Here is a 22,224-nt window from a genome sequence, read left to right on the forward strand (position 1 = left end):
ACAAGATGTTGCAACGTTTGTTATTTATTTTCATAATGTTAGTAAGCCTGTCGAACGCACAAGCCAGCGAGCGTTATGAAGTTGAAGTCATCGCTTTTAAACACTATGTCGCTGCAGATAGTGCACCAGAAAACCTGAGCTATCAATTACCGTTATTACCCGTCGATCAAGGGATCAATATATTAGCAGGCTTACTGCCCAGCCAAACAATGCCTACAGTTATCGATGGCGAACAAGTATTTTCAGGCTCAGAAAGCATCCAGATTCTGCCTAAGTCTAGCTTAACCATGAATACGGAGATGAAGCGCCTTACCCGTAACTTAGCTTTCACACCACTCATTCATCTTGGTTGGTCAGTAGAGCTAACGGAAGCAGGTGCTCCCTCAGTACGCATTTTAGCGGGCAAAAACTTTCAAGGCCGCTACCCACTTAGTAATAGCCAAAACAATGTGGATGTTGCAGGGCCTTTATTTGAGTTAGATGGTCTCATCACACTGTATAACGATCAACAGCTCTATCTAGAAACAGAACTGGTATTGCGTGCACCTCCGCCGTATCGTGGCACAGCAACGGAAGGAACCCAGCCAGCCCCGTCATTGATAGAGTTTCCAGTGAAACAACGCCAAGCGATTAACAGTGGAGACACCTATTACCTTGACCATCCACTATTGGGTTTATTGGTAACGATCCGTAAAATTTAGCGCCTACTTAATCGCATTGAAAGCTCTCCTGCCTTGTTTTAAATACTAGGCAAGCTAATCAAGATTCTAAACCACTTAGCGTAATAACCTAATGGGAGCACTGAGGTGCTCCAAAAGGGCAAGATGTACCCACTAGTTAAAATCAAGCATCCTTCAGATTGATTGGCTATAAATAGCTTCTGAATAAATTCAGAAACACGCGTTTACCTAGTAAATTAAAAGCCGCACTAAGCCACTCCAAAGTCAGTTTTTGTCTTCTATACTGAGGTAAATCCCTCTTTTTTTATAGTGCCTTGCAAAAGTATCGATATCGTTTGTTCATTAAATTACTATTGCCCACAGCCCTTGCCGTGTCTGCACTGAGTTTGTTACTGGTTTTTTGGGTACCAGAGCTCACCTATAACTTACAAAAGCAAGATCAAGTGAATACCCTCGAACATCTCAATCTTTTTTTTCAACAACAGTTTGACCGTGTCTCTTTACAAGATACGTATCCTTTCCACCCTGCATTTAGCCATGATAATGAAGAATCCACTGCCACAATTAAACTTTTACCCATCAAGCCCAGACACAATGAAATGGAATTTGCCATCAATAAACACTTCATTAGAAACCCAAACTCTGACTACTTCGAGTGGACGAATACTGAAGAATATAAAACTCACTTTATGGTAAGTCCAATAAGGCTCAATCAAGTAAAGTGCGTGGCTTGTCATAATCAGTACCAAGTGGGTAGAAACAGGGCCTGGCGTGAAGGGGACATTGCTGGCTTTATTGCCTATGCAACGGACCGTGAGCATATCATTAACCAGGGAAGCGAAGTAAGAACGAACATCACAGTGATAATGTTACCATTTATGATATTAATGCTGGCCTGCGCCCTACTGAACTACCGAAAAACAAAAACAAATGTAGCTCGTTTACTGGATGCCGCCGCTGATATTACGCACGGCAATCTACAGCGACGCGTAGCAATAAAAGGACATGATGAACTTGCTCTATTTGGTCAGGCAATGAACATCATGCTGGATACGCTAGAACAAACACAATCTGAGCTGATGGCGAGCCAGCAGAACTTACGTAAAGTAAGTAAAGAGCTTAAGTTACTGAACATCGAATTAGAACAACGTATTTTTGAACGGACTGATGCCTTGAACTCCGCTCTATTAAACTTAAAAGAAACTCAAGAAGAGCTCATTAAAAACCAAGGAGCCATCACCGCCTCAACCTTAGTTGCTGGCATCGCCCACGACATCAATAATCCATTAGGCATAGCACTAACAGCCATCACCTACTTGCGCGATGAGAACTTAAAAATACAAGATAAGATCCAACATAACAGCATAAGGCGTTCAGAAATAACCACCTATATCGATCATGTCAACGAAAACTCTGACATTATTGAAAACAACCTTCGCCAAGCCACTCAGCTGATCCGTAGCTTCAAAGAGCTCAGCATAAACCAATGTAACGATGCGTTACAGCCAATCCAGCTACAGCCATTTCTTGAAAGCTTGTTTTTGAGCCTAAGTCCAGAGTTAAAAAAAGGACAAATATCCTATCAACTTAACGTTCCTTCCGATTTGTCTTTGCTAAGTTATCCTGGATTTATAAGTCAAATATTTACTAACTTAGTGCTTAATTCCATTCGTCATGGCTACAGTAAAAACCAAAAAGGGAAGATACAACTCACAGTGACACAAACTGGCGAGTTACTAGCATTTGACTACGCCGATGATGGTTGCGGCATAAACTCAGAAGTAACAAAAAAAATGTTCACCCCTTTTTTCACGACCCGTAAATCCAAAGGGGGCTCAGGTCTAGGCTTGAACATGGTGAAAGAGTTGATCAAACAAAAACTTAAAGGTGATATTAGCGTCTACAACGTCCGCCCCCATGGCTTGGGATTTATTATCACTTTGCCTCAACTAAATGAAGAACAATTATAAATGTCACAAATACTTCACACGAATATCCTGTTTTAACACTATATTTACAAAATATTAATGTTAAAGAGCGACCCAATGAGCACCACTATTAAACCAAGCTGCAAACAGATCAAAATGACCACCTTAAGCCAAACCCTTGAAAAGTTAATTGCCTGCTACCCTGAGGCCACTGTCATTAACTTTACCAAACACAAAATGGATATAGAGTTGCCTGCTAACTTATGTTGGCTAGATGTTAACCCTAAAGGCAAGACGCGAGTAAACCAATCACAAGTTTTAACGGGTAGCCTGACCGAATTAGATTGGTTAGTGCATCTTGATAAAACCACGAACCAAAAATTCATCATCTTAATCAGTGAAAACAAAAAGTACACCTATGAGCAGTTACAGTATTTATTAGATACGTTATCCAGTTGGGCACCTTGTATCGATTTATTAGTCGATAAACAAGTGAAAGATAATCCTGCTCGCTGGCCAATCAATGATTTGCATGAAGCACTAGAGCTTATCGACGTAAAAGATATAGAACTGACTAAAGTACCTAAATCTTGGCTAAAGCGCATTCAGTACTGGTTAGGTGTTAGAACCCACTACCAAGTCTATCATTATGGCTCTCTTGATTTTTAATACGTTCGCTTCGTTACTTTTCTGCCGTAGTATCAATTTCTAATCCCATTTCGGATTGCCAAGCTTGGTGATGATACTGATATAAAGTATGCGTGCCCAACTCATTGACCAACACTTGATCTCGTTGCCGATAGTAATCGGCAGGAAAAACCAAAGCAGCCTGAAACACCTCAGCATTTAACCAAGTTAGTTCAAAAGGAAATAAAGGCTGTTGTTGCTGCGCCCGAACACTGGCGGGAGCGCCCATTTTAGTGGCAATACTCCACCCCCATTCACCAAAACTAGGCACATTCTGATGATATTGCTCAGTGTGAGAGAATCCAGCAGCGGCAAGGGTTTTACCAATAGAAATAAAAGCCTGCTTAGCATGAAACGGCGACGTAGATTGCACAACTATCGCCCCGTCACCATACAATAGTTGACGCAGTCTGGCATAGAAGTGCTTGCTGTATAACTTATTTAGGTCAGGATGACTGGGATCTGGTAAATCAACAATAATAGTGTCAAATAAAGCCCCTTGTTGCAGGAGTGAGTCCACTTCTACAAAAGCATCACTATTAACCACAGATACTCTCGAATCGTTAAAAGCGTTTTGTGTTAAACGCATGACCACTCGACTGAGGTCATCCGGCAGGTAGCGCTCAGGGTATTGAAAAAGATCAACTAATTCATCATCTAAGTCTATTAATTTAACACTTTCAACAGGCCACTTAAGCACTTCACGTAAGGCTAATCCATCTCCTCCACCAATAATTAATACTTTGTTATGACGGGCCGACACGGACATAGCAGGGTGAACCAGCATTTGATGGTAAATTTGCTCATCCATACTCGAAAACTGTAAACGACCATTGATGTAGAAACTGTAGGCTGAAGGCAAGTTACCCGACATATCTCGGCGAGTGAAAACAAGGTTCTGAAAGCGAGTTTGCTGCTGATGTACCACTTTATCTAAATAGAGTAGATCCTGCATTTTGTTCGACCACTGGCCACCATAGCAATACACCATGAAAATCATTAAAGCTAATATCAAATGACTGATGACCAGCCACACCCGAGTTTTAATTTGTCCTCGGTAGCGCACAAAAAATATCACTCCCGCTACCAAGTTTAGACTCGCGGTTAGAGCCGCAGCTTGGTTAATTTCAATTTTTAGCATCACGATCACCCAGATCGCAGCACCTACACCAGCCCCTATATAGTCCGCACCATAAATAGTGCCAACATTATTACTTAAGTGTTTACCGTAAATATCCTCACGAATTCGTGCAATAAGTGGAATTTCCATGCCAATAAGAAAGCCAAGTAAAAAGCCAAAAACATAGGGCATCACTAAAGAAAACTTGACTAAACTTTCGAACATGCCTCCTAGTGGAAGCATGTCAACAGGAATAGCAAAAGTGTCAGCAATAATTTGCGGTAAATATTGAGTAAAACCAATTAAGCTCGCAAGGAATATCGTTGCGCCGCAGCCAATAAGGGCAACACTTACTTCTAGCCAAGCAAAGCCTAAGTAGGGGTCTTTAATTTTTTTTGCCGCAAACGCGCCTAAACCCATAGCGACGATCATAATGCCTATCATGGCATAGATAACCGTTTCCATACTGCCTAGTACGCGAGCGCTGTAATGAGAGAGAAGGTATTCGTAGATTAAACCACACGCGGCCAATACTGCCATAATGCCAATAAGCAGGCAGTCATCGAGCAGCAACCTAGGGTTGCTGCGTAAGTTTTTCAACATAAGAATTAAGCCATTAATGCACTAAGAACTAACGCAATCGATACATTAATCGCAAATTCAATAGATGCCACGCCAACATTATGTTGCTGTTCAATTTCGACATCACGTTTAATGCCCAGTAGCACCATGCGCTTGGCAATATAAGCAAGCACTTTCAGTAGTACCATCATCACTAGACTAATTGCAAACCACGACAATAAACCAGCCACTAGATATGCCGGGTCATAGAAGACAAAATGGCTTGCCGCAGTCACTGCAACCGCAGTACCAATAAGGTGACCACTATAGCGCACCGCTAAAGCAACATTACCTTGGATAAGTGCATGCTGAAACCCCGCAACATTGTTTTGGTTATAGCGTTTCTCACGGATGCGAGACACTAAAACCAAAATAATTTGACTGATTAACCAGCCAGACAAAATGGCAGTGAAGGTAGAAATATCAAAGCCTTCTACCCAAATTAACACAGCGCGAACAATAATGGCCGTCGCAATAGCACTTGCGGCATCTGTGATAGCAACAGCAGTGTTACGCTCTAAAATAAGTTGCGCTTTATTAAACTGCCCCAATGAAAATTTATCATGGACCCAACGACCCGCCTTTATCAACAGCAAACCCGCGATGCCATAAACCGACATACCAATAATTTCATTGAGATAATTGTTTGCACTTTCACCAGTGATAGCCCCTGTTAACACGATACCCATGGCCAATACACTGCCCGCCATACTAATGCCATAAGCAAAATTATCACGTTTAGCTAGCTCTTCAGTGGTATCAATTTTCCCCATGACTCCCATGATATAGCGCATGGTACTTAACAACAAAATGGCGATGACTACATCGATCAATAGGTAAACCAATAGTTCCGGATTAAATTCTAAAATGGCATTGATGGTGTTCATTTTATTGCCCTTCCTTATTTGCCACGACTGGGGCTACGCGAGCTAGTATTACGGTTAGTTCGAAAGCTACTACTGTTTGATGTAGTACTGCTTGATTTAGATTTAGCATTGGAGTAACTCGATCGACTAGCAAAACCAGTCGTCGCCTTTGCTTTTTGGCTGGCACTGGAAACTTGGCTGCTGCCAGTACGACTCTTAGCGTAAGGGCTGCTAAATTTACTATTATTATTGCCAAATTTTTTGGCTGTTCGAGCAACTTGTTGCTCTTGGGCTTTATATTGTTTAGGGCTGGTGTAGCGTGAACGACCATAGTCGTTGTAATAACTGTAATCACGACCACGTGACCATGAATCATAAAGTACTGGCCGTGTTAAATTCGAGAATAAGGCATACATACCGTACCATTCCCAAAACGACACGCCATTACTATTTTGGCTCCATTGTCCGTAATTTGGGTTGCCGACTAACTGACTGCCATCACCAAAGTCCTGTGCACCATTGGCTTGTAAACTCGATTGCTTACTTACCGCATTAACCCGAGCCAGTTTGCCATCTGACATATCCGCCAATACATTGATGGGATCAGATAGCGCATCAGAAAATAAATCTGGATTCGCCGCCTCGATGATATTTTCAAGTTCAGCTAGCTGCTCTTCCTTTGATACAAAATTTTGTGGCGAGTCTACAGCTTGTTTCAGACGCTTTTGCAACCCAGTGAACATGGGGCCTGCAGTCGTGGCATCTTTAGCCAGCTCATCAATAAGCGGCCCATAATCCGGCTTTTGCTGCTTAAGCAAAACAGCATATTGCTTTAATAAGGTTGCATTACGTACTTGACCTGCATCTAATTCACTTGCAAGGGTATTTAAACGCAGCTTAGCAACTCGTGTGTTAGCATCAATGGCCTCTGCTAGTTTATCACTGCACCCAGAGATAAATAATACGAGCCAAAATAATAAAAATGCCCCCACCTTCGGATGGTTCATTTTGCTCCCTTAGTCTATTGACTGATAATGCCAGAATTTTACTTAAAATTGATTAAAATTAACAGTAATATTAATGCGTTAGTTACTGTTTCAAAAAAAATGCCGATAATAAAAGGCATCTTAGATCAACAATAGTAGAACACAGCAGTAACTAAAAAGGGTTGAGAATGGCGATATCAGCATTGCCATACTTGAAATTCGTGACATAGCCCACATATCTGTTTAACCTATGGCTCTACGTTAAGGATAACCATGCCATGCGACATTTGTACCCCATCTCACAATATGACAATAATGGCGATCTAAAGCCGCCTATTTGGTTTTACGCTAGCTTGTTTTTTCTCGCGCGAACTTGGGTTATATGGATCATGTCTGCAACGATCCGCCCTGATGGCAGTAAAATAATGGCACTATTTTACCCCATCAAAGTGCATTTTTTCATGGGTATGGCCAGTGGCACATTGGCAGTCGTACTCTTTCTCATCGCTAGCCGTAAAGAAAATAAATGGATTGCACCGCTTTGGCATAAAGGCAGAGTATTGCTGTTGATCGCGGTTCTTGTTGATTTTGGCTTGTTACTTAATGCTATTATGGATCAACATTTTAGTTATTCTTGGACTAGCGCTGTACAACTGGTTTTTGTTAGTTGGATTTTGCTCTACACCATAAAGAGCCAACGTTTAGCCGATTGCTTTAATAATTACCAACTGGGAACGAAAACGACCAACAAAAAAATACCTGCATGAGCAGGTATTTTTATCGGAATTGTAACCAAAAATCAGTGCAATTTTAATCGCGGTCGTAGCACTCGGTTGATTCGCCCTACGACCGTCATCAATGCAGTCTTGACATAACCATGTAATGCTATTTGGTGCATGCGGTATAAAGACACGTAAACCAATCTCGCCATCCGCCCTTCTACCATCATAGAGCCACGCATTAAGTTACCCATTAAACTGCCAACCGTACTGAATTGACTCAAAGAAACCAAAGAACCATGATCTTTATAAACATAGTCTTTTTCTGGTTTACCTTTGAGGCGGGCTAAAATATTACTGTACACACAGCTGGCCATTTGATGTGCTGATTGCGCGCGAGGCGGAACTTGCGTGCCATCGGCCAAGGTGCAGGCAGCGCAGTCACCCAGAGCATAGATGTTCTCATCTAAAGTGGTTTGCAAATTAGCTTTAACGACTAATTGATTCGCTCTGTTAGTTTCAAGTCCTGCGATGTCTTTCATAAAATCAGGCGCTTTAATGCCTGCTGCCCAAACCATGAGATCAGCTTCAATTAGCTCTCCTGATTTAGTCATAAGCCCTTCAGGTGTAGCTTTGGTTACCATGGTCGCAGTTCTGACATCAACCCCTAGCTGTGTCAGTTCTTGATGCGCTGCACTCGAGATGCGCAAAGGCAACGCAGGCAAAATTTTCTCCCCTGCTTCCACTAACGTAACATGTAAATCACTGGCTGACATGTCATCAAAACCATAGCTTTTAACTTGCTTTAACGAATTAAACAGCTCTGCAGATAATTCAACCCCAGTAGCACCCGCTCCGACGATGGCAACGCTCACCGCAGCCGTTTGCTTCTCACCCAATTGCAAAAACTTATTCAGCATTTTATGGTGAAATTTATGTGCTTGATCTGGACTATCTAAGAAAATACAGTGCTCTCTTACGCCTGACGTACCAAAATCATTACTCACGCTCCCTAGCGCCATCACTAAGATATCGTAATCAAGCTGGCGCTCACGGAGTACTTCTGAGCCATCATCGTCTAACATCGCCCCGAGGGTAATTGTTTTTTGCTCTCGCGAAATAGCTGAAAGTGTACCGAGTTGGAAATAAAAACCGTGATTTTTAGCATGGGCGCGATAACTAAGAGCATCAACGCCATCATCAAGTGAGCCAGCTGCGACTTCATGTAAAAGGGGTTTCCAAAGGTGGGTGCGATTTTTGTCGACTAAAGTGATATGCGCTTTCTTATTTCGGCCTAATTTACGGCCTAACTTAGTGGCTAGCTCTAATCCGCCGGCACCACCACCAACAACAATGATTTTGGTCATGTATTACTCCAATTAAAAGCTAAATAGCGCAGAGGGCTGCACTATTTTAGTCTTAGTAGAGTAATCAGACTTAAGCGAGGCTTCCCTGAGCTTTAAATGTTTTTATCGTTTGTAAGTGATGGGAAATGTCTCGGAACTTGTGTTTTTGTTTTTCATCCCACACTATTTCGTAATATTCTTTCAGTTCCGTTTCGGATTTACTATTATCCAATACTTCATCGCCAGTTGAAAGGATACAAAGGCAATTTCCTGAATTTTTATTACGAAAATCCGAAACGCACTTACTATCGATATCCGTATACTCTTCTGGCCATTCAATTTTACCAACCATGTTGTCTTCCGGATGAAGATTAGGATTTAGCAATACTTGGCGTATTCCACATAAAAAGCCAATACGCTCACTCCAATAACCACCCAGTCCAACACCACAAATAAGTGGCGATTCATCATCGCAATGTTGAATGTGCTTATGTACTTCTTTTAACAGGTGGCTCATATCCATTCTAGGGTGAATAGTACTGTAATGAACAAAGCGCACATCATCGTCAATAAATTTCAGCTGCATCACTTTTTCATGATTACCCGGGCTGGTCGCGTCAAACCCGTGCAAGTAGATAATCATAAGCTCTCCTTCGTTGCCTTTACTACCCGTCTTTTGCGAGTTTAGGCTAGTCTATTTCGTTAATTAAATATCAATTTACCCCAATAAACACGCTGGTCAATTGGATTTTTATTGCTTAACTCACTCACCGTGTGTAAATCATATTCATTTAAGTGCGAAGCAAGATAGCTAAAAGTCAGCCATAGCTAGGGTATATTATGTTTGTGGTTAACTTTAATCGTGGTAAAAGCCCGCATATAGCGGGCTGTTAAATTTATAAACCAAACTTGTTACGCTCTTCAAGTTTACGAATCTCGGTTTCATCAGCCCATTCAATAATACCACTTTGTAAGTCCATCAAGCGCATCGTGAACTTGTAATATACATCTTTCTTTTTACCATTATCTTTCACTATGCTCGACAAATTACCATAGAGCATATACTGCGCCCCGATTTGCTTACCAAAGGAAATAGCGGTGGTGGGATCAACCATACCACCATCATTTTGAAATTCTAACTGCTGGCGCACCGCTTCAACTCGTCCCATATCAACAAAGCGAAACTTACCTGAGCGCAACAGATTGGTTGAAATAGTGTCAGAAATTGATTCCGTATCAATGTGCTCACTGGTTTTGTTCTTAATGCGCTCAACATATACCACAGGACGGGCTTTGGCTGTGATTGCAACAACCGCAGGAAAGGTTAACATGTCATCGGTCATTTCCTGGGCGACTTTTTGTAGGTCGGTTGAGCCAAAACCGATGTCGGTGGTTTCTACTTCGGTTGCATCACCGTAGCTAATTTGATTAGAACAACCTGCCATAGTTAACGCTGCAATACCGATTGATACTGCCATCAGTGTCTTTTTCATCTCAATAAACCTTACTGTTTAACAACTTCTCGAATATATATATGTGCTTGTTCGGCACTTGAACTAAGGGCTGTCCCTTGAATAGACACTTGCTGGTGCCCGTGCAACTTTAACGGTTGCCATGGCGAACTGTCACGTTCAACCTCAAAACCTAAGTGATCAAACCAATAAAATTTGTATTGCAATGTTTGATCAAAATCAGCGGTACTAATAACATTAGCTTGAACAACTAATAAATCATTGACCACTTTCGTTTTTATATCGCTTAACACTAACTTACTCGCCAGGTTTGGATTGTCTATTTTAACCACAGGCTGAGCGTTAATGCTGTCTATACCTAAACTAATTCCCGAGGTATTTTGGCTACATGCCACTAACACCAAGCATGTCAAACAAATAGACCAGTTACTAAGTAGATTCATCCGAAAACCTATTGAGTGATTCATAAAGGAAAGACCTGAGTAGTGATACCGTTGTTTTGCACCGAGATCAAGACTAAATTAAGCTTATCGGCATGAACGTTGAAATTGAGCGGGAACTGTTGCCGACCATCACTTAACACCAATGATTGTTGTCCTAACGAAAGCTGAGTATCAACAACCAGGGCTTCATCAGGCAGTAAACTCCAACTACGAGTGTCGGCTGTTTCTGACGCCATATTATAAAGATTAATCAATAAATTGCCCCAATCCCCTGCTTCTTTAGCCACCTTTTGGCGCACGAGCTCTTTGGCAAACAAGCGAAGCCCTTGGCGAATTAACTGTGCAGTGAGATCTTCTTGGAGCTGCTTCGCCGCCATTGACGTCAGTTTTGCAATAGGTGACGCATCAAGTTGGTCGTCCTTCCCTAATAATGTAAAATGCGCGGCTTGATCGCCTTGTTGATACACAGGCATGGCAACATTAAATACTCCATAATAGCCATCGGTAGAGCGAATTGGCACGGGTAAACGAACTTCTTGTTTGGCCGCAATCAAGCCAGATTCAATTAAAAAAACCACTCTTGCCACAGATGTTTGCTGCACAGAAAGAGCAGGGGTTGTCGTAAAGTCTCGCTCGAACTGCGCCCTATCATCGGCCATATCTAACTGCTCAGCTAAGTAAAGTAAGCGTTTTTGGATATATAAATTACCAGGAGTGATTTCTAATGCGCGTTTATAATCAATATAAGCCGAATTGTATTCTTTAGCTGCATCATATAACAACGCAGAGAGGTAAAAGGTATAGGCGTTTTGATAGCCATTTTTCAACTCACCAATAACTCCACTCATGTCAGGGTAAGCACTTAATGCACCTTGAGTATCAGGAATAACGCCTTCTTCTTGTGCCGTTTCAACCGCACTTTGTAAGTCGGCTTGATGCTCCCTTAATGCTTTTTCTTGCTGCAAATTTGCCCTACGAATTTCAACTAAAGCTGCCTCTGGCTGCTTTAAAGCAAGGTAATTCAAGGCCAAATAATGATGAAGCAAAGTTCGTTCATAGCTTGGCACTGCGTAAATAATGGCATTATCATTGGTTATCGTCGTACTTAGCTGATTAATACCTTGAGATAATCGATACTGCGCCGCCCTGTCTTGTTGCGCAAGGGCCGCATCGGCTTGTTTCAAAGTATCTAAACTTTGCTGCCATTGTTGAGCAAGAAACTGGGCTCTGCCTTTCTCGAGTAACAATAAAATATAGTTATGCTTTGCAGGAGAGCCTGGAGAAATATTATCCGCAGCAAGGCCAAATTGGCCTTGCGCAACCATGGCTCGTTGCGGCTGCATCTGCGTACTATAAGTGACAAACATATTTTTTACATTCGGCGCAGCACACCCACTAACGAGCAATCCCAACAGTAGGAGGCAAGAGTAATATTGACGCCGAATCACTTTCGCTAGCATTTACTTCACCGTTAGCATTGGGCCTAAAGGCTCACCTCCAACCAAATGCAAATGGATATGATAGACCTCTTGGCCGCCATGTTCATTACAATTCATGATTAGTCGATAGCCTGATTCATCAATGCCCTGCTCTTTTGCCAGCTGTTTCGCAACACGATACATTCGACCAATCACAACTTCATCTTCTGCCTGAATATCATTAGCAGTGGCAATTTGTTTGTTCGGTACAATTAATATATGCACCTTCGCTTTTGGCGCGATATCAGGAAAAGCGGTCACCAACTCATCTTGATATAATAAGGTAGCAGGGATCTCTTGACGGATAATTTTACTAAAAATAGTTTCTTGAGCCATGGGCTATCTCCTATGTCGTGATTAAAATTGTGAGATGTGGCCTATAATGACAGAAGGCTTAAGATTAAGCATGTTTTTTCTAAGCCAATGTAATGTCGATAAAAGCTTGCCCTAATTGACTCTCTTTTGATCAATCTGCCGAAACCTTGAGGTGCTCAACTTAGCGACTAGTGATAACTTAAACATCATTAATTTGAATTAGACTTAAATATTACGATTAGTAAAAAAGAGTGATGGACCCCAAATATGTCGAAAAAAACATCTTTTTTGATAGTTAAGTTAAAGATAAATAAGCATTTAACGATAACAATATAAGTAAGCAAGAAAAGTAAAACGCTGGATGCATCACAATGACAAGTAAAAAGGATGCCTAGAGAAGAAATGTTTAAGGTGCAGGTATGTACACCACATTTTTTATCTATGCTTGCTTAATAAAAACAAGAGGCCTAGACCTCAACTTTCTAATGCAAAGCACGAGTATTTTATGAAAAATTTTTGGAACAATCTATCCATCATACGCAAAGTGGGGTTGGGCTTTGTCTTGTTAGTGATCATGTTATTGTTCACTAATTTCATGTCTTTACAAACAGGCAATAAGCTTGAAAGCGCCATGGCTGACGTCACAGAGCGCGCTACGCCTCTCGTTTTGCAAACCAGTAAAGCTGCCGTTGCATTATTGCAAGCAGATAATGACCTCAAGTATTTTCTACTCAGCGATAAGCCTGAAGAATTAAATGAGTTAGTTACTCGTTTCAAAGAAAAGCAACAACGCTTTGAATCTGAACTCAATCAATTAGCACAAATGGCACAAGGCCAAAGTGGATTAAGCGCACAAGTTGCTAGTATCACAGAGCAAGAGTTGCTTTATTTTTCAACCGCTAACGATGTAATGCCAGTGTGGATTGATTTTGTAAAGCAACGCGCTAAGTTCACGTCACAAAAAAGCCAATTCGCGGTCATGACACCGAATCTTAAACAAAAAATACTCAGCTTAACTAAAGATGACCCAAGTGCGGCGGCTACAGCCGATGCGATGGTTTCAAAAATTTCACTATTAGAGCTAAGTACCAATGATGCACTCAACCAAGAAGATCCTGGTAAAGTAAAATCCACTTTAAGGCGTAATAAGTTTCAAATTCGTTCGATCGAAAATGCAGCCAAGTCACTCGCTAAAATGAATCCCGAGTTTGCTGGCCAAGCCGCTGACTTGGTAGCGCAATTAGTGAAAGACACCACCGACCCGAAATCGGGTCTATTGGCTGATTACCAAAAGTTGATGATTACTCAAGCCAATATCATCACCCAAGTACAACAAAGTGCCGAACAAGTTAATCAAGCCATTAATATGCTGATTGAAATAAACAACAGTGCAGAAACCGTTGTAGCAAGTGCAGTCCAAAACACCAAAAGCACACTAATGACCAGCCGTAGTAACCTAATTATAGTTGCTGTTATTTCATTATTGGTGGCCTTTGTCGTTGCATTCAGTGTTGCGGTCAGTATTCGTAAACCACTACAAGCCATTTTAAACGTATTAACGGCAGTGACTGATGGTGATATGACGCAGCAAGTAGGATACAAAAGCAACAATGAATTTGGTCAATTAGCCGGACAAGTCAACATCCTAGTTAAACAAATGCGTGCGATTCTAACTGAGCTGGCAGAAGCATCACATAAGCTGTCTGATCTTGCCAAACTCAACCAATCTACAATGGACAAGTCGAAACATGAGCTCGACAACCAGCGTCATGAGACCGCCAGTGTCGCAGCAGCCATGACAGAAATGGAGCAGTCTGTACGTGAAGTTGCCAATGCTGCCCACTCGACATTAGATCAAGTCAATCACGTTGAACAGGCATCAAATACAGGCCGAGAAGTCATGGCGCACAACATCTCAACCACTCATCAACTTTCAAGTAGAATCCAAAATTCAAGTGCTGTGATTGCAGAAGTGGGCAACCTAAGTAACAATATTGGCGGTATACTAGACGTCATTAGAGGCATTGCAGCGCAAACTAACTTACTTGCTTTAAACGCAGCCATAGAGGCGGCTCGAGCAGGTGAGCAAGGCCGTGGTTTTGCTGTCGTCGCTGATGAGGTGAGAGATTTAGCGCAAAAAACCACTAACTCAACCACTGAAATTCAAAGCATGATTGAAAATCTGCAAGCCAGTGCGCAAAAAGCAGTTGATGTGATGGCTGAGTGTTCAACAGAGATGGAAGCGAGTATCGCACAAAGCTCTGACGCTAATGGCGCGATGGAAGAAATTCAAGGTATTGTTACGTTGATATCAGATATGAGTAGCCAAATTGCTGCAGCGGCTGAGCAACAGCAAGCGACCAGTGCTGAGATAGCGAATAATTTGAACAGAATCTCTGATATCTCAGATGTGAATTATCAAGGCATTGAAGAGTTAGCCAGTACTGGTCATGTGTTAGAAGATCTTGCCGCCAATCAAGATAAACTCGTGGCCCGCTTTAAACTCTAAATAGTGCAATCAAGTTCACTGGTAAATTAGCAATAAAAAAGCCGAGATTGTCTCGGCTTTTTTATTGCTAATAACGGCGCTAAATCAACGCATTTTGCTTATTTCAATAGCAAATTAATCAAGTTCCACTATCGCGCCCTTACCTATGCCTTCATAGCCCATTACTTTGACTTTACTATTCGGATAATCCGCTTTAATGGTATGACATAAGTATTCCGTTAAGCTTTCAATTGTCGTATCCAATGGCAATAACTGGCACAAACGCTGAGGAATTATCAACTCAAATAGGCCTTGAGAGGCCGTGTATTGAAAACAATAGCTCTGCTGTTGTTGCGGACACTGAATTGAAAGCGCCGCTACATCCACTATATCTTCTTCGCTCCCTAAATAAATATCCTGCCAAGCTTGTGCCCACTGAGTAACAAGAGCACTGTCCCACTGTTCATTAAGAAAGACATCAAGCCGAGAGCGATGGCCGTGTGCAATTCGCTGACAATTACCGTCATGCTTTTTCAGCCCGTGACTGTAATGATAAAAAGGTGTATCAATTTTTTCATGGCTTAAGTGTAGTTTCAGCCCACTGATATTATCCGGTAATTGAGATAAGATGACTTGCTCTAAATAAGCCGTCAGCCCAGCCAGTGAGACAGTTTCAAGATCAAGTAAGCAATAAGCTTCTGCGGGTCCATTCAACACAATAAATTCACCCGTTGTCAGGGGGAAGCTAATTTGTTGTTGCTGTGTCCCTACCACTGAAGTACCCGCTACCTGGGTTGGCACAATCAATTTATGATCAACCACATCATCAATAATCGATTTAATTTGCTTTTTGACTAATGAAAAGTCCAACAGCATATTTTGATCATTAACACGTCCATCAAGCTCAACATCGACTTGATAACTTTCTCCTACCATTCCTCTCTCACTGTCTAAGTAAGAGGAATCAATCACGGTAAGGGCTTTCACAAACAATTTCATAACAGGACCAAATTAACAATCAGAGCGCTATTATAGCGGGATCTGGCAGCGCAACAAGGGAGAAAAAGTAAGGATAATTACGCAGGTTAAATTATAAGTACAGTTGCTCTGATGTTCTCGGAAACGCGATACCTTGAGCGTTAAACAAATGGCAAGCATGGCTTGGGAAATGCAGCGCTATCTCGCTAACAGTAGGCAAAGCTATGGTTGCCAACATTCTCAGCACCAATTGCTGGCCTTGATGATTTAGGTAAACAAACGTATCGGCACCAAGCTTATCAATGCCAACAACTTGCGCCAACAAATGAGTATCTTGCTTGGACTTTGCCAGCTCTAGGTGCTCAGCTCTAATACCTAAAGTGATCGCAGAGCCCTCCTCCCCTTGGCGGGTATCCGCTTGCACACTGATTAGCTCACCAGTAACAAGCTTAATCACACTGAGTTTATTACTGGTTTTAACTAAGGCTCCCTTTAAAAAACACATTTTAGGCTCACCAATCAACTGTGCTACTTGGGTATTTCTCGGGTTCAAATAGAGCTCAAGAGGCGGGCCAACTTGCTCCAGATTAGTCATGACATGATCGGACAAATGGCTTAACACCGCCATACGATCCGCTATCGCCATTGCATCTTGATAATGATGCGTCGTCATCACAAAAGTAGCGCCAAGCTGGCGCTGTATGCGGTTAAGCTCAAGTCGCAATTGGCTTCTTGTATCACCAGACAAACCGGTAAAAGGTTCATCAAATAAAACCAGAGAAGATTGTGGGGCGATGGCTTTAGCAAGAGCCCCCCGCTGTACGTTTTCAGTCGATAAATGCATGGGTAAATGGTTTATCACACCATCTAAGTCAAATAGTTTACTCACCCATTTAACTCGTTGCCTTTGATCTGCTTTACTTAAAGACCGATGTTTCAAACCAAAGAGAATATTTTCTTCTAAGGTCATATGAGGAAATAAAGCATGTTGTTGAAATACCATTTCCAAGCCACGACGCATCACTGGCACTTTATTCATTTGCGTCTGGTCGATAATAATTTCACCTTGGGACGTAGTTTCCAAACCAGCAATCATTCTCAGTAAAGTAGACTTACCTGACCCCGATGGCCCAACAATACCAAGACACTCTCCCTGCTCAACATATAAATTAATGTCTAATAGCAGGTCTGGTCGCCCTTGACTGACAAATGACTTACTGACATGACTAAGGATCAACTGCGACATAACCGGACTCTTTCAAAGGTGATTGACTAAATTGGAGCAACCAGTATTGGATCAATAGCAACAAAATAACTGCAGGGCTGGCGCTTAATAATGCAAACGCACAAAATTCCCCCCAGTTATAATAGTGGTCAGAGAGGTAAAGTTGAGATCCAACCGCTAGCGTATATTGATCTTGTTGCTGTAATAAAATAGAGGCAAATGGAAACTCACCGAATGCCATCATAAAAGAAATTAAAAAAGTCACCAATAAACCAGGTAGCAACAGTGGTAAAATAATGTGCATCATTATTTGCCAAGCCCTAGCCGATGACAGTCGAGCACTTTCTTCGTATTCACTGGGCAGCCCCGATATTTGCCCTTTTAAGAACCAGATAAAAAACGCTAAACCACCTAAATAAACCACCACTAAACCACCGTGACTATTTACACCTAAACTAGGCATATAAACGCCCAGTTTACGCAGTAAAATATACACCGCAACTAAGGCTAACACCGACGGGAAAAATTGCAAAAACAACAAGCTATTTGCGATCGGCTTAGATGCAAAAACATGTTTACGAACTAAACCATAAGCCGCCATCGCGGCAAGACTCGTAGCCAAAATGGCATAGATAAAAGCAACTTTTAAGCTATTAACTAGCCAAGTTAACGCGGGATAGGGCGAATAAATCCATTTACCTTGCTCGTTCTGCACTGCAAACCCCAGCACCAAGCGCCAATGCTCCGTGGTCCATTGCCCTGTTTCGCTCCCAGGAGCTCCCAATGACCCCCAAAGAATCAACATGATGGGCGTTAACACCACCCCACAAACACAGCATAAAACTAGATGTTGCCACCAAGGCATATGACTCTGTTTATACACGTCTACCCCTTGTCGTGTTGATCTCATTGTTCAACCAGCGCCAACAACCCAGCGCCACTAAACCAATTAAGACTAAGCCAAAAGAAGTAATGGCACTGGCCAGTGCGTAGTTTTGCTCAGCGCTAAATGCAATTGAATAAACATAATTCAATAATAATTGTGAATAACCCGCCACCGGAAAAGCATCTAGCATCACAGGTCGGCCTTGGTTAAATAAAAAAACCAATACAAAGTTATGTAAATTGAATGCAAAAAGCGCAACCAACACAGGCTTTAAGGGCTTAATAACCAAAGGGAATGTCACATGGATAAAACGTTGTATCGGTCCATAGCCGGCCATTGCCGCCGTTTCATAATATATGCTAGGTATGCGCCTTAAACTGGCTAACACAAGTAGCATCACATAAGGGTAACCAAGCCAAATACTCAGCCCCACCAAGGTAAAGCGAGCAGAATCAGCATCATTAGCCCAATCAGGCGTTGTTGAAAAAAGTAATGTCAACAAATTCGCCAGTTCGCCCCCATGAGGAGTGAGTAACACTTTAAAGCTTAATATACTTACAAAAGGTGGGATCGCCCAAGGTAACAATAAAACACCGCGATAAAAATAACTGAAACGAGTCAATGGATTGAGGGTTAATTGTGCCAAGATCAAGCCAATCAAAAAACTCCCTAGCAAAGACAATAGAGCGAACATAAAAGTCCAGAGCAACACCTTTAATAGTGGTAACAACATCGCTGGATCAGAAATAATAGCAGCATACTGATCGGCCCCTTTAAGTAAAACAAATCCAGGGGTGACAGGAGGGCCGATAAACTCGCCTTGGCCATCAATCGCGTGAAAAAAACCCGTTGTCATGTTTGCCCGTAAAAAATGTTCGGTCTGATTATCAAACAAAGTATTTACATCATGCAGCATGGTTCCGTTTGCCAGCACTAAACCTTCATTTAATTGCCGATAGCGAGGGGCGACTAGCCCATAAGCTGAAAAATCTAATCGAGTCAGTTGTTGACCACTTGGTAAAACAAGGGGCTCAGAAGCAAAATACCGCCTAAACATAACTTGCTTGGTCAGATCAGCCTCAGGCAAGAATAAGGAAGCACCTCCAGCGCGTAAGCTTAAGGCCTGGCTTGCAACAGGTGGCAATGAAAATTGATTACTTAAATAGGATTCATCATCGCGCATTAATTTTAATCGGTAGAGCTCACCATCAGCCAACACTTGATAGTCATACTTCACTTCGGTGACATAATACTCTTGTAGTAAACGTTTAGTGACAGCTTCAACTGAATTCATATTACTACTCGTGTAATTAGTCACACTCATAAAAAGTGTAAATAATAAAGGCAACACGCTAAAACTAAAAATAGCAGCTAATGCTGGGTACATCAGGCGATAGGGACGCCCTGCTCGGCTACGATAAACCCACATGCCACTCAGAGAAATACAAATAAAAAGTACTGCAAAAACATATTCAAGTGCACTGATTAGTACAACCGACACAACAATAATGGCCATACATAAGATAAAGTCGATTAAAGATAACCACTTGCGCTGTTTATTACATTCGCTTACCTGATTTAAGCTCATGGCTGCTCAGCCTTAGCCGGCAGTAACTTACGCTCAGCATCCAATAGTATGTCCGCACTAGGGCGATGACTTGAAAGTTGTGGCCACACCCCCTCCATTACCTTGAAAAAACGACTAATTTCAGGAATATTTGGGGTTAACTGGCCATACTTTAAACTGGTAAAACTGACTTGGATCCAAGGATTGCTGGCAACTTGATTTAAATAGGGAATATAGGCCGGCACACCCAATGATACATGCTTATCGAGAGAAGCTAATCCTTGCTCTGTGGTTAAATAGTTGGTAATAAAATAATCGGCTATATCTTTCTGAGTGCTATATTGATTAATTAACGCACTGTAAACATTAATAAATGGTTTAGGTGACTCACCATTGATTAAAGGAATTGCACTTAACCCAACCTGAAAACCAAGCTGCTTTAAACTTTGCCACTGCTGCGGTTTCACTAACATCATGGCTTGCTGCTGTTGACGAAACTCCCGCTCTATCTGTTCTTGATTCACCTCATTCGGTAACCATTGTTGCGCTAAGAGAGCTCGAATAAAATCAATACCACGGCTTGCATTTGCTGCTGTTAAGCCTGAATGATTGCCGTTAAAAGTAAACCCCGAATGGGCAAAACTGTAAGCACCATAAGCCGATAAAAAAGGAAAACTCAATTCAGTGTCATGATAGTCCCAAACTAATGACTTTTTGCCTTGGCGACTGAGTATTTTTTGCCAATACTGCATTTCATACCAAGAGCTTGGCGGGTTACTGACTAAATTTTTATTATACGCCAAACTAAGCACTTCAATCCCTAAGGGGTAGCCATAATACTGGTTTCGGTACTTAAGACTATTGATCGCAAGAGGTACATATTTAGCGAAAGATGAAGCACTAAACTCAGTGTTAGCCAATAAACCGTGACTAGCCCATAAACCAATTTGATGGTGGTAAGTAAGGATAATGTCGGGACCATTGCCATTAGGCGCAAACAAAGGAAACTTGGCGTCCATAAATAGCGGGGTTTGCACAATCACCTTGATGCCCGAAGCGCGTTCAAAACGTTTTGCGATAGTTTTGACCCCTGACACGCTTTGTTGCGTCGACATCCAAATGATCAAAGGGGATTGCGCCATTGCTGAATGAGTTGAAACAAAAAAAACAAACAAGCTGCAGCAAATCAGGCATAGCAGTGACTTCAAAGCAAATTCAATCCTTGAATAGCAACAAAAAATTACAGCAGTTATCTCACAGTGCAAATAAATAACAAGATAAGAATTAACATTTTGCCACAAAGATCATTATGAGAAGCAACATCTGCCCTCATAATGACATATATAGCCAATCAACTTGAAGGTGCATGTATCAAGCATCTCTAGGTTGATTGGATATAAAACAATTACTTTCGTTTTAATTGCTCTCTTAGATTCGGCGGTAATCCCGTAATGGTCAAGGTGTCAGTTTGTTCATCATAGTGAACCCGTTCGCCTAAATGCTTTTGATCAAAACTAATGCTTAGGCCACCACCTGAGCCAACATACTTAGTTAATTTACGTATAGTGCTGCGATCGACTGGAAAGCGCTCTTCCAATTCATAATCTTGGGATACAAAATCATAAAAACTGGCTTCATTCTGTTGCTCTGGTAACACTTCCGCTAGGGTTTTTAATTCAACTTCTTCACCTTGACTAAGCTGCTCAGCGCAGTAATTAAAGACCGTTTCTCGGTATTCTTTGGTTTCAGCAGCTGGCAGCGCTTGAGTTTGGCAAAACTCATCAACGGCTTTCATCAAGCCGACATTTTGCTGTTTCGCATCAAGACCGGGCTGGCAGCCCATAAAATCTAAAAAGAAATCAGCCACTTTGCGCCCTACTCGACCTTTAACATAAGAGATATAGCGATTACTTTCTGGCTCTCGCTGCCATTGCGTTAAATCAATACGGGCCGCCAACTGCGCTTTACTTAAGTCTAAGTGGCGGCTCGAGCTAATGTCTAACTCATCCGTCACCATCACAGTGTCTTTGTTAGCCAGCATCACCAGTAATAAATAATCACTGGCCACCCAAGTGTACTTAGCTAATAACAGTACGCCTTCTTCGGCAAACTCATACTTAGATACTTCATTGGCCAATAAATGGGCTGCAGATTGAGAAAACTCAACAAAGCTGGTCTCATCAGAGACCACTTGCTGTAATAATCGAGAAAATTCCCCATTATGCTCTTCATCATTAGAAAAAAAGCCAAAGCCTTTGCCAGCCTTACTTTGGTAACTACTTTGTAGTTCTTCCACTAAGTGGTTTACGCTGTTATTAATCGGCAGCTCTTGGTCTCGCGTACGACAAACCAATTGCCCCTCGTTTCCCATCACTAGGGAATGTAAAATAATATTGTTTAATTCAAGGCTCATATAAAA

At 41.8% G+C, this 22,224-nt stretch carries 20 protein-coding genes; 5 read left to right on the plus strand and 15 right to left on the minus strand.

The features are described from left to right. Positions 1 to 5: 5 nt before the first annotated feature. From K1M91_RS13350 to K1M91_RS13360, 3 genes are all read left to right on the plus strand, one after another. Complete coding sequence (locus K1M91_RS13350; protein ID WP_232802537.1) at positions 6 to 701, plus strand: CsiV family protein; 696 nt, start codon at positions 6 to 8, stop codon at positions 699 to 701. 314 nt (positions 702 to 1,015) lie between these two features. Then, positions 1,016 to 2,650, plus strand: a complete 1,635-nt coding sequence (locus K1M91_RS13355; RefSeq protein WP_232802538.1) for a HAMP domain-containing sensor histidine kinase — start codon at positions 1,016 to 1,018, stop codon at positions 2,648 to 2,650. Positions 2,651 to 2,725: 75 nt separating this feature from the next. After that, the gene (locus tag K1M91_RS13360; protein WP_232802539.1) at positions 2,726 to 3,277 is read left to right on the plus strand and encodes a hypothetical protein; all 552 of its coding nucleotides are present in this window, start codon (positions 2,726 to 2,728) and stop codon (positions 3,275 to 3,277) included. Between the two features lie 13 nt (positions 3,278 to 3,290). On the opposite strand, the gene K1M91_RS13365 is transcribed toward K1M91_RS13360, so the two are convergent. Genes K1M91_RS13365 through K1M91_RS13375 form a run of 3 tightly spaced genes read right to left on the minus strand, consistent with a single transcriptional unit; the run spans position 3,291 to position 6,909 of the window. Next, entirely contained in the window at positions 3,291 to 5,018 is a 1,728-nt protein-coding gene (locus tag K1M91_RS13365) for a polyamine aminopropyltransferase (RefSeq protein ID WP_232802540.1), read from the minus strand. Between the two features lie 5 nt (positions 5,019 to 5,023). Continuing rightward, the gene (locus tag K1M91_RS13370; protein WP_232802541.1) at positions 5,024 to 5,923 is read right to left on the minus strand and encodes a DUF350 domain-containing protein; all 900 of its coding nucleotides are present in this window, start codon (positions 5,921 to 5,923) and stop codon (positions 5,024 to 5,026) included. A gap of 14 nt (positions 5,924 to 5,937) precedes the next feature. Continuing rightward, entirely contained in the window at positions 5,938 to 6,909 is a 972-nt protein-coding gene (locus tag K1M91_RS13375) for a hypothetical protein (protein ID WP_232802542.1), read from the minus strand. Between the two features lie 257 nt (positions 6,910 to 7,166). Here K1M91_RS13375 and K1M91_RS13380 point away from each other — a divergent pair, with 257 nt between their 5' ends. Then, the gene (locus tag K1M91_RS13380) at positions 7,167 to 7,655 is read left to right on the plus strand and encodes a DUF2919 domain-containing protein (protein ID WP_232802543.1); all 489 of its coding nucleotides are present in this window, start codon (positions 7,167 to 7,169) and stop codon (positions 7,653 to 7,655) included. A 32-nt stretch (positions 7,656 to 7,687) separates the two neighbouring features. Here K1M91_RS13380 and K1M91_RS13385 read toward each other — a convergent pair whose 3' ends face one another. The 6 genes from K1M91_RS13385 to K1M91_RS13410 form a co-directional block, all read right to left on the minus strand. Continuing rightward, positions 7,688 to 8,974 carry an NAD(P)/FAD-dependent oxidoreductase gene (locus K1M91_RS13385; protein ID WP_232802544.1) on the minus strand — a complete coding sequence of 429 codons (1,287 nt, stop codon included), beginning with the start codon at positions 8,972 to 8,974 and terminating at the stop codon, positions 7,688 to 7,690. Between the two features lie 70 nt (positions 8,975 to 9,044). Beyond that, positions 9,045 to 9,596, minus strand: a complete 552-nt coding sequence (ycfP, locus tag K1M91_RS13390) for an alpha/beta hydrolase YcfP (RefSeq protein ID WP_232802545.1) — start codon at positions 9,594 to 9,596, stop codon at positions 9,045 to 9,047. Positions 9,597 to 9,849: 253 nt separating this feature from the next. Next, entirely contained in the window at positions 9,850 to 10,446 is a 597-nt protein-coding gene (gene lpoB, locus K1M91_RS13395) for a penicillin-binding protein activator LpoB (protein ID WP_232802546.1), read from the minus strand. Between the two features lie 11 nt (positions 10,447 to 10,457). Further along, complete coding sequence (locus K1M91_RS13400) at positions 10,458 to 10,868, minus strand: YcfL family protein (RefSeq protein WP_232802547.1); 411 nt, start codon at positions 10,866 to 10,868, stop codon at positions 10,458 to 10,460. Between the two features lie 20 nt (positions 10,869 to 10,888). Further along, a complete protein-coding gene (locus tag K1M91_RS13405; RefSeq protein WP_232802548.1) occupies positions 10,889 to 12,235 on the minus strand; it encodes a hypothetical protein in 1,347 nt (448 codons plus the stop codon). A gap of 93 nt (positions 12,236 to 12,328) precedes the next feature. Next, a complete protein-coding gene (locus K1M91_RS13410; protein WP_232802549.1) occupies positions 12,329 to 12,682 on the minus strand; it encodes an HIT domain-containing protein in 354 nt (117 codons plus the stop codon). A gap of 484 nt (positions 12,683 to 13,166) precedes the next feature. Between K1M91_RS13410 and K1M91_RS13415 the strand changes: the two genes are divergently transcribed. Continuing rightward, positions 13,167 to 15,170, plus strand: a complete 2,004-nt coding sequence (locus K1M91_RS13415) for a methyl-accepting chemotaxis protein (RefSeq protein ID WP_232802550.1) — start codon at positions 13,167 to 13,169, stop codon at positions 15,168 to 15,170. A 114-nt stretch (positions 15,171 to 15,284) separates the two neighbouring features. Here K1M91_RS13415 and K1M91_RS13420 read toward each other — a convergent pair whose 3' ends face one another. From K1M91_RS13420 to yejK, 6 genes are all read right to left on the minus strand, one after another. Further along, entirely contained in the window at positions 15,285 to 16,148 is an 864-nt protein-coding gene (locus K1M91_RS13420) for a 6-carboxytetrahydropterin synthase (RefSeq protein ID WP_232802551.1), read from the minus strand. A 91-nt stretch (positions 16,149 to 16,239) separates the two neighbouring features. Further along, positions 16,240 to 17,373: an ABC transporter ATP-binding protein gene (locus K1M91_RS13425; RefSeq protein WP_232802552.1), complete on the minus strand. Its 1,134-nt coding sequence runs from the start codon at positions 17,371 to 17,373 to the stop codon at positions 16,240 to 16,242. After that, complete coding sequence (locus tag K1M91_RS13430; protein WP_232802553.1) at positions 17,354 to 18,235, minus strand: ABC transporter permease subunit; 882 nt, start codon at positions 18,233 to 18,235, stop codon at positions 17,354 to 17,356. Before K1M91_RS13430 ends, K1M91_RS13425 begins: the two co-directional genes overlap by 20 nt. Beyond that, positions 18,228 to 19,826, minus strand: coding sequence for an ABC transporter permease subunit (locus K1M91_RS13435; protein WP_232802554.1), 1,599 nt, complete (start codon positions 19,824 to 19,826; stop codon positions 18,228 to 18,230). Before K1M91_RS13435 ends, K1M91_RS13430 begins: the two co-directional genes overlap by 8 nt. Next, positions 19,823 to 21,013 carry a maltose/maltodextrin ABC transporter substrate-binding protein MalE gene (gene malE / locus K1M91_RS13440; RefSeq protein ID WP_232802555.1) on the minus strand — a complete coding sequence of 397 codons (1,191 nt, stop codon included), beginning with the start codon at positions 21,011 to 21,013 and terminating at the stop codon, positions 19,823 to 19,825. Before malE ends, K1M91_RS13435 begins: the two co-directional genes overlap by 4 nt. Before the next feature lie 197 nt (positions 21,014 to 21,210). Further along, positions 21,211 to 22,218 (minus strand): nucleoid-associated protein YejK, encoded by a 1,008-nt coding sequence (gene yejK, locus K1M91_RS13445; RefSeq protein WP_232802556.1) that lies wholly within the window; start codon positions 22,216 to 22,218, stop codon positions 21,211 to 21,213. Positions 22,219 to 22,224 lie beyond the last annotated feature (6 nt).

Source organism: Motilimonas sp. E26 (assembly GCF_021278025.1).
Taxonomy (GTDB): Bacteria; Pseudomonadota; Gammaproteobacteria; order Enterobacterales; family CBDFNC01; genus Motilimonas.

What these genes read in the sequence shown, in the direction of transcription:
- K1M91_RS13435 (WP_232802554.1), bottom strand. Translation starts at nt 19,826, where the DNA reads ATGAGCTTAAATCAGGTAAGCGAATGTAATAAACAGCGCAAGTGGTTA.
- K1M91_RS13375 (WP_232802542.1), bottom strand. Translation starts at nt 6,909, where the DNA reads ATGAACCATCCGAAGGTGGGGGCATTTTTATTATTTTGGCTCGTATTA.
- K1M91_RS13365 (WP_232802540.1), bottom strand. Translation starts at nt 5,018, where the DNA reads ATGTTGAAAAACTTACGCAGCAACCCTAGGTTGCTGCTCGATGACTGC.
- K1M91_RS13415 (WP_232802550.1), top strand. Translation starts at nt 13,167, where the DNA reads ATGAAAAATTTTTGGAACAATCTATCCATCATACGCAAAGTGGGGTTG.
- K1M91_RS13370 (WP_232802541.1), bottom strand. Translation starts at nt 5,923, where the DNA reads ATGAACACCATCAATGCCATTTTAGAATTTAATCCGGAACTATTGGTT.
- K1M91_RS13385 (WP_232802544.1), bottom strand. Translation starts at nt 8,974, where the DNA reads ATGACCAAAATCATTGTTGTTGGTGGTGGTGCCGGCGGATTAGAGCTA.
- K1M91_RS13350 (WP_232802537.1), top strand. Translation starts at nt 6, where the DNA reads ATGTTGCAACGTTTGTTATTTATTTTCATAATGTTAGTAAGCCTGTCG.
- K1M91_RS13405 (WP_232802548.1), bottom strand. Translation starts at nt 12,235, where the DNA reads ATGTTTGTCACTTATAGTACGCAGATGCAGCCGCAACGAGCCATGGTT.
- K1M91_RS13410 (WP_232802549.1), bottom strand. Translation starts at nt 12,682, where the DNA reads ATGGCTCAAGAAACTATTTTTAGTAAAATTATCCGTCAAGAGATCCCT.
- K1M91_RS13380 (WP_232802543.1), top strand. Translation starts at nt 7,167, where the DNA reads ATGCGACATTTGTACCCCATCTCACAATATGACAATAATGGCGATCTA.
- K1M91_RS13425 (WP_232802552.1), bottom strand. Translation starts at nt 17,373, where the DNA reads ATGTCGCAGTTGATCCTTAGTCATGTCAGTAAGTCATTTGTCAGTCAA.
- yejK (WP_232802556.1), bottom strand. Translation starts at nt 22,218, where the DNA reads ATGAGCCTTGAATTAAACAATATTATTTTACATTCCCTAGTGATGGGA.
- K1M91_RS13400 (WP_232802547.1), bottom strand. Translation starts at nt 10,868, where the DNA reads ATGAATCTACTTAGTAACTGGTCTATTTGTTTGACATGCTTGGTGTTA.
- ycfP (WP_232802545.1), bottom strand. Translation starts at nt 9,596, where the DNA reads ATGATTATCTACTTGCACGGGTTTGACGCGACCAGCCCGGGTAATCAT.
- lpoB (WP_232802546.1), bottom strand. Translation starts at nt 10,446, where the DNA reads ATGAAAAAGACACTGATGGCAGTATCAATCGGTATTGCAGCGTTAACT.
- K1M91_RS13360 (WP_232802539.1), top strand. Translation starts at nt 2,726, where the DNA reads ATGAGCACCACTATTAAACCAAGCTGCAAACAGATCAAAATGACCACC.
- K1M91_RS13420 (WP_232802551.1), bottom strand. Translation starts at nt 16,148, where the DNA reads ATGAAATTGTTTGTGAAAGCCCTTACCGTGATTGATTCCTCTTACTTA.